The organism is Cupriavidus sp. SS-3 (genome assembly GCF_035818815.1).
Lineage (GTDB): Bacteria > Pseudomonadota > Gammaproteobacteria > Burkholderiales > Burkholderiaceae > Cupriavidus > Cupriavidus taiwanensis_C.
On sequence record NZ_JAYLVT010000004.1, the window covers coordinates 70692 to 82135 of the forward strand.

The 11444-nt window shown below is 66.7% G+C and carries 12 protein-coding genes; 6 read left to right on the forward strand and 6 right to left on the reverse strand.

Annotated elements, in window-relative coordinates:
- Positions 1-30: 30 nt before the first annotated feature.
- Genes U9J39_RS08130 through U9J39_RS08155 form a run of 6 tightly spaced genes read left to right on the forward strand, consistent with a single transcriptional unit; the run spans position 31 to position 5662 of the window.
- Positions 31-1023, forward strand: coding sequence for a DctP family TRAP transporter solute-binding subunit (locus U9J39_RS08130; RefSeq protein WP_326346891.1), 993 nt, complete (start codon positions 31-33; stop codon positions 1021-1023).
- 10 nt (positions 1024-1033) lie between these two features.
- Entirely contained in the window at positions 1034-1975 is a 942-nt protein-coding gene (locus U9J39_RS08135; protein WP_116312638.1) for an amidohydrolase family protein, read from the forward strand.
- A gap of 27 nt (positions 1976-2002) precedes the next feature.
- Positions 2003-2503 carry a TRAP transporter small permease gene (locus U9J39_RS08140; RefSeq protein ID WP_116312639.1) on the forward strand — a complete coding sequence of 167 codons (501 nt, stop codon included), beginning with the start codon at positions 2003-2005 and terminating at the stop codon, positions 2501-2503.
- A gap of 16 nt (positions 2504-2519) precedes the next feature.
- Complete coding sequence (locus U9J39_RS08145; RefSeq protein WP_116312640.1) at positions 2520-3797, forward strand: TRAP transporter large permease; 1278 nt, start codon at positions 2520-2522, stop codon at positions 3795-3797.
- A 40-nt stretch (positions 3798-3837) separates the two neighbouring features.
- Positions 3838-4995, forward strand: coding sequence for an alpha-hydroxy acid oxidase (locus U9J39_RS08150; RefSeq protein ID WP_326346892.1), 1158 nt, complete (start codon positions 3838-3840; stop codon positions 4993-4995).
- Between the two features lie 55 nt (positions 4996-5050).
- Positions 5051-5662, forward strand: a complete 612-nt coding sequence (locus U9J39_RS08155) for a PPC domain-containing DNA-binding protein (protein WP_326346893.1) — start codon at positions 5051-5053, stop codon at positions 5660-5662.
- Positions 5663-5770: 108 nt separating this feature from the next.
- Here the strand turns inward: U9J39_RS08155 and U9J39_RS08160 are convergent, their stop codons facing one another.
- The 6 genes from U9J39_RS08160 to U9J39_RS08185 form a co-directional block, all read right to left on the reverse strand.
- The gene (locus tag U9J39_RS08160) at positions 5771-6712 is read right to left on the reverse strand and encodes a cyclase family protein (protein ID WP_326346894.1); all 942 of its coding nucleotides are present in this window, start codon (positions 6710-6712) and stop codon (positions 5771-5773) included.
- A 20-nt stretch (positions 6713-6732) separates the two neighbouring features.
- The gene (locus tag U9J39_RS08165) at positions 6733-7848 is read right to left on the reverse strand and encodes an alkene reductase (protein ID WP_115709649.1); all 1116 of its coding nucleotides are present in this window, start codon (positions 7846-7848) and stop codon (positions 6733-6735) included.
- 96 nt (positions 7849-7944) lie between these two features.
- On the reverse strand, positions 7945-8751 hold the full coding sequence (dkgB, locus tag U9J39_RS08170; protein WP_115709651.1) for a 2,5-didehydrogluconate reductase DkgB: 807 nt from the start codon (positions 8749-8751) through the stop codon (positions 7945-7947).
- A gap of 152 nt (positions 8752-8903) precedes the next feature.
- Positions 8904-9227, reverse strand: coding sequence for a MoaF-related domain-containing protein (locus U9J39_RS08175; protein WP_116312643.1), 324 nt, complete (start codon positions 9225-9227; stop codon positions 8904-8906).
- Between the two features lie 198 nt (positions 9228-9425).
- Positions 9426-10301 (reverse strand): glycine betaine ABC transporter substrate-binding protein, encoded by an 876-nt coding sequence (locus U9J39_RS08180; protein ID WP_115709674.1) that lies wholly within the window; start codon positions 10299-10301, stop codon positions 9426-9428.
- A 202-nt stretch (positions 10302-10503) separates the two neighbouring features.
- Complete coding sequence (locus U9J39_RS08185; RefSeq protein ID WP_326346895.1) at positions 10504-11406, reverse strand: LysR family transcriptional regulator; 903 nt, start codon at positions 11404-11406, stop codon at positions 10504-10506.
- Between the last annotated feature and the right edge of the window lie 38 nt (positions 11407-11444).

Genomic DNA, 11444 nt, shown 5'->3' on the forward strand with positions numbered 1-11444 from the left:
CCGGGCCGCATGACAAACCCAGGAGACACCATGAAACACGTTATCCCGCATATCGTGCTGGCAGCGCTATTGTCCGTTGCCGGCGTGGCACAGGCACACGCGCAGACACCGGCACCGGTAAAGCTGCGCTTTGCCCATACCGTTCCGGAAACCGATTCGCAGCACCTGGCCGCGCTCGCCTTCAGCAAGAAGGTCAGGGAGCGCACCCAGGGCGGCGTCGAGATCCAGGTCTTTGCCAACAGCCAGCTCGGCAACGACACCACGCTGGTGACCGGCGTGCGCAGCGGCACCATCGATATCGGCGCCACCGGCAATCCCTTTGTCACGGGCCTGGCGCCACGCCTGAACGTGCTCGACCTGCCCTACCAGTTCGAGGACGGCCCGTCGGCCTACAAGGTACTGGACGGCGCGATCGGCCGCTCGCTGCTGGACGAGCTGGGCGCCCACCGCATCAAGGGACTGGCCTTCTGGGAGATCGGCTTCCGCAGCCTTGGCAACAACAAGCGCCCGGTCAACAAGGCCGAGGACATCCGCGGCCTGAAGATCCGCACCACGCCCAACCCGTCGCATATCAAGGCCTTCCAGTTGCTGGGCGCGAGCCCGCAGCCGATGCCGTTCGCGGAAGTCTTCGGCGCGCTGGAATCCGGCGCCGTCGATGGCCAGGAGAATCCGCCCACGCTGATGGTCTCGGCCAAGATGTACGAGGTGCAGAAGTACGTGTCGATGACGCGCCATGCCTATACCGCGCTGGTGGTGCTGATGAACAAGGCGAAGTTCGACGCGCTCAGGCCCGAGTACCAGAAAGTGCTGCTGGAAGAGGCCGCTGCCGCCGCCACCTACCAGCGCAAGCTGAACGCTGACAACGAGGCCACGGCGATTGCCACGCTGCGCGCCAGGGGCGTGCAGGTCAACGAGCATCCCGACAACGCCGGCATCCGCAAGGTGGTGCGCGAGGAGACGCGCCAGCTGTTCGTGCAGAAGAACGGCGACGCCGTGCTGCGCGCCATGGACGCGCAGCGCTAGGAGGCCGGCCATGTCCGCATCGTCCACATTGCCAGCTGCCATCGTCGATGCCCACCACCACCTGTGGCGGCTTGGCCCGGCACGCTATCCCTGGCTGCAGGAGCGGTATGACGCCGCAGCGTTTTTTCTTGGCGACTACACCGCGCTGCGGCAGGACTTCGATCCGGCCGACTACCTGCGCCAGTGGGACGGCCTGCCGCTGGCCGCCAGCGTCCACGTGGAAGCCGAGCGGCATGCCGACGAATCGGTGGCCGAGACCGCGTGGCTGCATCAGGTCTACGCGCGCCACGGTTTTCCCAATGCGGTGGTCGCGCATGCCGACTTCAACAGCGAGACCCTGGCGGAACAGCTGCGCGCGCACCAGGCCTTCCCGCTGGTGCGGGGCGTGCGGTGCAAGCCGCGCACCAGCCAGGCGGCGGATGGCAGCGTGCGCGGCCAGCGCGGCACGCTGCAGGATCCGCGCTGGCTGTCCGGGTTGCAGCGGCTGGCGGAGCACGGCTTGGCGTGGGACCTGCGGGTGCCGTGGTGGCACCTGGAGGAAGCCGCCGAGGCGATCGCGGCGGTGCCGGGGCTTGCCGTGGTGGTGGAACACACCGGCCTGCCCTGGGACCGCACCGAAACGGGCCTGTCCGGCTGGCGCCGCGGGCTGGCGGCCCTGGCCAGCCTGCCCGGCGTGCACCTGAAGCTGTCCGAGTTCGGCTTGCCGGGCGCGGCATGGGATCGCGCCGGCAATGTCGCCGTCATCCGCCAGGCGCTGGAGATCTTCGGCTGGCAGCGCTGCATGTTCGCCAGCAACCTGCCCGTGTCGGGGCTGCGCGCATCGCTGCATGAAATCGTCAATACCGTCGCCGCCGCGCTGGAAGGCCTGCCCGACGCCGCCGCGCAGGCGGTGTGGCACGACAACGCCATGCGCTTTTACCGGATCGGGACGCCCGGGGCGAGCCTGCGCTGAACCCCGTCCACCCAGGAGTCCTCAATCATGAACCGAATTACGCTGCGCCTGATCCAGGGCGCGATGGTCGCCATGATGGCCGCCATGATCGTGCTGGTCTTTGGCAACGTGGTGCTGCGCTACGTCTTCAATTCCGGCATTGCCTTTTCCGAGGAAGCCTCGCGCTTCATCTTCATGTGGCTGACGCTGACCGGCGCCCTGCTGGTGATGCATGACAAGGCCCATCTTGGGATGTCCACCGTGGTATCGCGGCTGGGCGAGACCGGGCAGCGTGCCTGCCGCCTGCTCGCCGACGCGGGCGCGCTGGGCTGCTGCCTGCTGCTGGCCCACGGCGCCTGGCAGCTGGTGGCGATCGGCATGGACGACCGCGCTCCCGTCACCGGCGTGCCGCTGGGCGTGGTCTATGCCTGCCTGCTGGTGTGCAGCGTGGGCATGGCGGCGATGCTGCTGCACGGGCTGTGGCGCCTCGCCAGCGGACGCATGGCGCAGCATGAACTGGTGCCGCAGTCCGGCGCCTCCGGCGAATAAGCGCAAGGAGCCTGTCATGACCATCTTTGTCTTTGTCGGCTCGCTGCTGGGCGCGATGTCGCTCGGCATGCCCATCGCCTTTGCGCTGCTCGCATCCGGGGTTGCGCTGATGCTGCACCTGGGCAACTTCGATACGCAGATCCTCGCGCAGAACATGCTCGAGGGCGTCAACAACTATCCGCTGATGGCCGTGCCGTTCTTCATGCTGGCGGGCGAACTGATGAATGCCGGCGGCCTGTCACGGCGCATCGTGGGCGTCGCCGACGCGGCGGTCGGGCACGTCCGCGGCGGCCTGGGCTACGTGGCGATCATCGCGGCGACGGTGGTGGCCAGCATCTCCGGCTCGGCCGTGGCCGATACCGCCGCGGTCGCCGCGCTGCTGATCCCGATGATGCGCAACGCCGGCTACAACGTGCCGCGCGCGGCGGGACTGATCGCGGCGGGCGGCATCATCGCGCCGGTGATCCCGCCGTCGATCGCCATCGTGGTGTTTGGCGTGGTCGCGCAGGTGTCGATCACCAAGCTGTTCCTCGCGGGCATCGCACCCGGCGCGATGATGGCGCTGACGCTCGCCGTCACCTGGCACTTCTGTGCACGCAAGGAAAAGCTGGCGCCCACCGAACCCTTCGATGCCCGCCGCCTGGCCAGGGCCGCGCTCGACGGCATCTGGGCCCTGGTGCTGCCGGTGGTGATCATCGGCGGCATGAAGATCGGCGCGTTCACGCCGACCGAGGCGGCGGTGGTGGCCGTGGTCTACGCCATGGTGGTCGGCCGCTTCGTCTACGGCGAACTGAAGCTGCGCGCGCTGCCGCAGCTGATCGTCACCGCGGCCAAGACCTCCGCCACGGTGCTGTTCCTGGTGGCCTGCGCGCTGGTGTCGGCCTGGCTGATCACCATCGCCAATATCCCGGCGCAGGTGACCGACCTGCTCGAGCCGTTCATCGACAACAAGATCCTGCTGATGTTCGTCATCATGGTCCTGGTGATCGTGGTGGGCACCGCGCTCGACCTGATGCCGACGGTGCTGATCATGACCCCGATCCTGATGCCGGTGATCACCAAGGCAGGCATCGACCCGGTGTACTTCGGCGTGATGTTCGTGCTCAACAACGCCATCGGCCTGCTGACGCCGCCGGTGGGCACGGTGCTCAACGTGGTGGCGGGCACGTCGCGCTGCAGCCTGGACAGCGTGATCGGCGGCGTCTGGCCGTTCCTGCTGAGCCTGACCGCGCTGATGTTCCTGTTCGTGCTGTTCCCGCAGCTGATCCTGGTGCCGGCCGCATGGCTGCACTGAGGCCGGGCGCGCTCCATCTTCCTTCCTTGCAGGACACAAGATGCCATCCATCAACGAGATCGAGGACCTGCGCCGGCTCGCCCGGCAGCGGGTGCCGCGCATGTTCTATGAATACGCCGACTCCGGTTCGTGGACCGAGTCCACGTACCGCGCCAACCAGCGCGAGTTCGGCCGCATCCTGCTGCGCCAGCGCGTGGCCGTGGATATCGGCGAGCGCCGCGTCGCCACGCGCATGCTGGGCCAGGACGTCGCCATGCCGGTGGCGATCGCCCCGACCGGGCTGGCCGGCATGCAGCACGCCGACGGCGAGATCCTGGCCGCCCGCGCCGCGCGCGATTTCGGCGTGCCGTTCACGCTGTCCACGGTCAGCATCTGCTCGATCGAGGACGTGGCCGAGGCCACCGGCGGCCATCCGTTCTGGTTCCAGCTCTATGTGATGCGCGACCGCGCCTTCGTCGAACGCCTGATGGACCGCGCGCGCGCCGCGGGCTGCCCGGCGCTGGTGCTGACGCTGGACCTGCCGGTCAGCGCGCAGCGCCACAAGGACCTGCGCAACGGCCTGTCGGCGCCGCCGCGCCTGACGCCGTGGAACCTGCTCAACATGATGGGCAAGCCGCGCTGGTGCCTGGGCATGCTGGGCACGCGCCGCCGCACCTTCGGCAACATCATCGGCCATGTGCAGGGGGTCGACGACATGACCTCGCTGGCCGACTGGTCGAGCCGCCAGTACGACCCGACGCTGGACTGGAACGACGTGGCATGGATCCGCCGCCGCTGGCCCGGCAAGCTGGTGCTCAAGGGTATCCAGGATGTCGAGGATGCGCGGCTGGCATGCCGGTCGGGCGCGGATGCGCTGATCGTGTCAAACCACGGCGGCCGCCAGCTCGACGGCGCGCCGGCATCGATCCGCGCCCTGCCCGCCATCGCGCAAGCCGTGGGCGAGCGCATCGAAGTCCATATGGACGGTGGCATCCGCTCCGGGCAGGACGTGCTGAAGGCGGTCGCGCTCGGCGCCCGGGGCGTCTATATCGGCCGGCCAATGCTGTATGGGCTGGGCGCCATGGGACAGGCCGGCGTGACGCGGGCGCTGGAGATCATCCGCAAGGAACTCGACCTGACCATGGCCTTCTGCGGCCACACCGACATCCGCGCGGTCGGCACGGACATCCTGCTGCCGCCGCATCCGCCCGCCTCGTAGTTTTCTTGCCGTAGCCACCCACCCAACCGCAAACAAACCAGACCGGAGACAACAGATGACCATCGTTCGCCAAACCCTGCGCGCCAGCCGGGCGCTCGCCAGCCTCGCAGCGGCCACCGCCGTCGGCGCCATCGCCCTGATGCCCGCCCCAGCCGCGGCGCAGCCGGCGCCTTCCGCCGAATGCAAGGCGGCCCTGGACGCCCGTGCCCAGAACCCGAACTATCCGCGCGAGCGCGTGCCGCGCTACATCAAGACGCCCACCGGCTACCTGCTAGTGCTGCGCATGGGCGACAACGTGTTCGAGCAGATCGAAGCCTTTGCCATCTGCGAGAAGGTGCCCAGCGCGAGCCTGTCCGCGATCGGCTTCGCCAACGTCACGTTCGGCTTCTGGGATGCCGCGAAGAAGCAGTTCAACCCGCGCACCTTCCGCAACGTGGAGATGGCCAGCATCGTCGGCAGCCTGGCGTGGAAGGAAGGCAAGCCGTCGATCCATGCGCATGGCGTGGCCGGCGACAGCAGCTTCGACACGTACGGCGGCCATATCCTGTCGATGGAGGTCGGCACCGGATCACTGGAGGTGACGGTCATCACGCATCCACAGCTACTGGAACGTGCGACCGATCCGCGTATCGGTGCCAATGTGCTTGGATTGCACGATACGCACTAAGGACTCTCCTGTACGGCTTGGCAAATGCAAAGGGCAAGCCTGACTTCCACCGCAGTGCGGCGCGTCCTCAGGACTCGCCGCAGTGGCTTCTGGAAGCCGTATTCGTGGTCATCGGATGGCGACCGGATTGACGTTGACTTGCGTGGAACCCACGTACAGCGGCTGACCCAGCACAAAGAGGAACTCCCACGCCTTGTCACGCACGAGTGCGCGGCTGTCGATCAATTCCAGGTTGTAGATGCCGCGCTTGGCGAGCATGTACTGGTTTACCGGGAACTCCTCATTGCCGCGCGGGTTCGGATAGACTTCGGACGCCCATGTGTCGCCGCCGAACGCAACGATGCCCTGGTCGGCCAGCCACTGCGCGGCTTCCATGCCGATCCCGGGTTCCACTTCCAGGAACTGCTTGTTGTCCTTGCCGATCAGCTCCAGCCACCCCGTGTTGAACAGCACCACATCCCCTTTGCGCAGGGTCAGGCCCTCTTTCCTGAGAACCGCCTGGATGTCGGCGACGGTGAACTCGGTACCGCCGGGGACGATCGCCTTGCCATAGTGCGCGGTCATGTCGAGCACGACGCCGCGGGTGACGATCGGCGGCACCTTCTCGACACCGAGCTTCTTCACGCCATCGACGCCGACAAAGTCGGCCGCCTTGTTGCCGTTGTAATAGACGTTGTCGATGCCGATGTGGCCGATGCCGTTGAGCTGCGTGCCGACACCCGTCCACGCGTTCACGAGTTCGTCGTTGAAGGTGAACTTGTTGGGCCCCAGCGACTTGCCAGCCTGCTGGCCCACCTGCACGTTGTAGAGCCGGAAGCTGCGGTGGCGGAATGCGGGCAGGTCCTTGTCCACCGGTACGGCCAGCGGGTAGGTCTTGCCGGTCTTCACCAGCGTGACGGCCTGCCTGACCACATCCGGGGTCAGCAGGTTCGCCGCGCCGATTTCATCCTTCTGCCCGTAGGCGGACGGATGCCAGTCCGCCGCGGAGGCAGCGTGCATGGCAAGCGGCAGCATGGCAGCCAACGCGAGTTTCGCGAACGTCGTCTTCATCATCGATCTCCGGGTTCCGTTCAGGCTGCGGCTTCGGCCAGCGTAGGGTAGTCGGTCAGGCCTTGTGCACCGCCGCCGAAGAGCGTGCCGCGGTCATGCTGCGCGAGCGGCGCGCCAACGCGCAGGCGCTCGGGCAGATCCGGGTTCGCAACGAACGGACGGCCGAAGGCAATCAGGTCGGCCCAGCCCGCGGCGATCGCTTCGCGCGCGCGTTCCGCGGTGTACTTGCCCGCATAGATCAGCACGCCGGGGAACGCTTCACGCAGCTTGCGCTTGAATGCCGCCGGCATCAGCGGCGCATCGTCCCAGTCCGCTTCCGCGATATGGAGGTAGCCGACGCCGAGCTCACCGAGCAGCCTGGCCGCGGCAAGGTATGTCGTTTCGGGATCATCGTCGACGCAGCCGTTCAGCGTGGTCAGCGGCGCCAGGCGGATCCCTACGCGCGACGCGTCGCCCGTGCCTTCGACCAGCGCCTGCGCGACTTCGCCCAGGAAACGCAGGCGGTTCTCCAGCGACCCGCCGTAGGCGTCGGTGCGCGTGTTCGCGTTCGAGTCGATGAACTGGTTCACCAGGTAGCCGTTGGCGCCGTGCAGCTCGACGCCGTCAAAACCCGCCTCGATCGCGTTGCGCGCGGCGGCGCGGTACTGGTCCACGACTTCGCGGATCTCGTCGACGGTCAGCGCGCGCGGCGCGGAGGCCTGGACGAAGCCGGGCGTGCTGCCGTCCTCGCCGGCGATGAACACGTTTACGCCCTGCGCCTGGATCGGCGACGACGACACGGGTTGTTGCCCGCCGAGCAGGCTCTCGTGGCTCAGCCGGCCCACATGCCAGAGCTGCGCGAAGATGTGGCCGCCGGCGGCGTGCACGGCCTCGGTCACCTTGCGCCATCCGGCCACCTGCGCGGGCGTGTGGATGCCGGGCGTCCAGGCATAGCCCTTGCCGAGCGGCGCGATGTAGGTGCCTTCGCTGACGATCAGGCCTGCGCCCGCGCGCTGCGCGTAGTACGCGGCCATCAGTGCATTGGCCTCGTCGCCGGGCTGGCTGGCGCGCGAGCGCGTCATCGGCGGCATCACGATGCGGTTCGGCAGCATCAGCCCGCCGAGTTGAAGCGATTGGAACAGCGGATCCTGGGTCATGGTGCGTGTGCTATCGGAGCCGCGGCCTGCGGGCCGCGGAGGGATCGATGAAAGACGGGTCGAAGAAAGACGGAACGAAAAAGGGGCGCTGCGGGTTCAGTCCCATTGCGGCGCGAGGCCGTCGGGGCTGACTTCGCGGCCGTTGCGCTCGAGCGCGGCGATCTGCGCCATGTCCTCGTCGCTCAGGCGCAGCGTCTGCGCGAGCAGGTTGCTGGCCAGGTTCTCGCGCTTGGTGGACGACGGGATCACCGAGTAGCCGAGCTGCAGCGCCCAGGCCAGCACCACCTGGGCCGGCGTTGCCTGGTGTCGCTGCGCGATCGCGCCGATCACCGGGTCGCCCAGCACCTTGCCGTATGCCAGCGTCATGTACGACGTGACGTGGATCCCCTCTTTCTGCAGGAAATCCACCAGCTTGCGGCCCTGCAGATAGGGGCTCAGCTCGATCTGGTTGGTCGCGATCGCGTCCTTGCCGACCGCGGCGATCGCCTGCCTGGTCAGGTCGATGTTGAAGTTCGAGATGCCGATCTGCCGCGTCAGGCCTTTTTCCTTCGCCTCGGCGAGTGCGGTCATGTAGGCCTCGAGCGGCACGCCGTTGCCGGGCGCGGGCCAGTGGATCAGGGTCAGGTCGACGTAGTCCGTGCGCAGCTTCGCCAGGCTTTGCTCGAGACTGGGCACGAGCTTGTCGCGGGCGTAGTTGTCGACCCAGATCTTCGTGGTCAGGAACAGGTCGTCGCGGCGCACGCCGGAAGCGGCGATCGCCTCGCCCACGTCCGCTTCGTTGCCGTAGATCTGGGCGGTGTCGATCGCGCGGTAGCCGAGCTCGAGGCCGTTGCGGACCGAGTCGATGACAACCTGGCCTTGCAGGCGGAACGTGCCGAGGCCGAAGGCGGGGATATTGCGCATGGTGTGCTCCTTGATGGGGACCGGTTTGATCTGGAGGAGATTCTGCCGGCAGAAACTGATGAAATAAACGCCGTTACTGGACAAAAATATTTGATCCAAAATCAAGTATTGATGCCGACCGCAACGGGTTCGAACCCGTTCGATGGCGCCGTTCAGAGGGCGCGCAGGCTGCCTTCGAGCCGGTAGAAGTCCAGCGACGGCGCGGTGAAGAACGAACGCGAAGTGCCGCCGGCAAAGTCGTCGAGGTGGACGACCGTGGCACGATCGGCTTCCTGCCATGAGATCGCATAGATCTCGCCGGCTACGTGCCGCCACGTGTAGGCGACCTCGCCGGTGGCACCGGCGAAGTCGCCTTCGGTGATCTCGTAGCGCATGTGGATGCCGTCTTCGGCATAGGCGTTGATTGCGGTCAGCCCGGCGTAGCGGACTTCGAACGTCTTGCCGGCAAACGGCGGGCGACGGGTCGGTTCGTGCATGGATGGTTTCCTGCGAAGGCGTGAAACAACGAGCAATGGACCGCAGTGTGCCCGCTTAACTCTTGCTCAAAAAGTGGTCTATAAACCAAACTGTCTTGATTTCAGATCAACAATGAGCATCACGCTCGACGCCATCCAAGCGTGGCAACAGCCGGGCGCATCGTAGCCAGCCACGAAAGCCAGGCACGACCCGCACGTTCACGAGGCAAACCATGCGCGCACAATCTCCGGATTTGCCTTCATCCAGTCGCGCGCGACAGCCGCCGGCGGCTTCCGGTCGACGACGATCTGCCGTTCCAGCTCCGTCACGACCGGAATCCCCAGCTGGATCCTCGACACCACGGTACGCGTGCGCGCGGGCCATGATTCCCAGGCGGCCTTGCGGACCACGACCACCGCGCGGTCGGTACCGAAGATTCCCGCCGGCTCGTCGAGCACGCGCACCGGGTAGAGCGCGTTGAGGTACTGCGGCTGCCACAACGGCATCACCATCCATTTGCCGGACGCGGAAGCGTTTGCCAGCCGCTTGGCCCATTCGTCGGGCTTGCCCAGCTTCAGCTGGTAGCCGGCGGCTTCAAGGCCGTAGCGCTGCATGATTTCCGCGGATCCGACCATCAGGCCGGATCCCGGACCCACGCCGACGATTTCCTTGTCCATGCGGGCGATGACATCGGGCTTCTTCAGGTCGTCAACCGAACGCACCGCCGATGCCGGCACATGGGCCGGTACCGCCCAGTACAGACGGGCCCCCTCGTAGAGGGTGGCGGCCTCGACCAGTTGGCTGGCAAGCGGTGCCTGCAGCTTGCCATGCGCGTGCGGCAGCCAGGAGGCGACCAGCATGTCGACCTCGCCCTTGCCAAGGCGCTCGTAAATGGCCGGATGGTTGCCTTCCGTCACCTTGACGTCATGACCAAGGTCCTCGAGCACGGCCTGTATCACGGCGCCCGTGGCCGCATAGAAGGTCAGGTTGATCTGGCCCATCGTGATGGGCGCGGCGGGCTGCGCATGGACCGGGCCGAAGCCGCAACAGAGGGCCAGTGCGACACCAAGAGATTTCCAGAGGCGTTTGAGCATTCGATTCTTCCTTTCACAAGCCGTTGGAGGGCGGGCGGATTGGCCTCGTGCAACACGCGCGGCACTCGCGGCGTATCGCTGGACCCTAGCCTGAACAGTAAGTGAGCGAAGCCGATGCCGGTAATGAAAAGACTGGATAGACCGATAACGGCTGCGACAGCCGCACCGGGCGCTGCCGCAGTGCCCGCGATCACCCCCACCGTTAAGCCACCCCGCAAACCCGCCTGATTTCCTCCGCGACGATCGCGATCAACGCCTCGGCCGCCGTGCTCAGCGGCCGTTGCGGATGGCTCACGCAAACCAGATGCCGCACGATGCGCGGCGCAATGATGGTATGCATCCGCAGCCGCCCCTCTTCCACGGCGCGCAGCACCACGATGCGCGGCAGCACGGTGGCAAAGCGCGTCGCTTCCACGAACTGGACGATGGTGCCGAGGATGTCGATCTCGAACTTCGGCGCAAGGGTGACGTCCTGCGCCTGCGTCGCCGTGTCCAGCACCACGCGCAGGCCATGCCGCTTGGTCGGCAGCACCAGGTCCAGTCCTGGCAGCTTCGCCATTTCTACCGATTCGGGCAGTTCGGGGCCGTGCGCGACGCTGGTCACCAGCACCATTTCCTCGTCGTGCAGCGGCTGCACATGCAGGGCCGGCCGGCCGCGCTGGCGATGCACCACGGCCGCGTCAAGCTGGCCGGCGGAAACGAGATCGATCAGCGCGGCACTGAAGCCGTCCGCCACGGATACCTCTACGTTCGGATAGCGCGCATTGAAGCGCGCCAGCGATCCCACCAGCACGCTCTCCGTCTCGGAAGCCACCATGCCAAGCGTGATGCGGCCGGCCATCTGCTCCTCGCGCATCATCATCTGCTGCCGCGCGCCGGCGATGTCGCGCACGATGGGCAGAAACAGGCGGTACATCATGCGACCCGCAGCGGTCGGCACCATGCCGTGCGGGATGCGATCGAACAGCTTCTGCCCGAATTCCTCTTCCAGCCTGGCGATCTGCATGCTGAGCGCCGGCTGCACGATATTCAGGCGCTTGGCCGCGCGCGTGACGGAGCCGTCCTCGAACAGCGCGATGAAGTACTGGATTTGCTTGAGGTCCATGGGTGGATTGGTATCAATGCCACTGTGATTCCGGCATC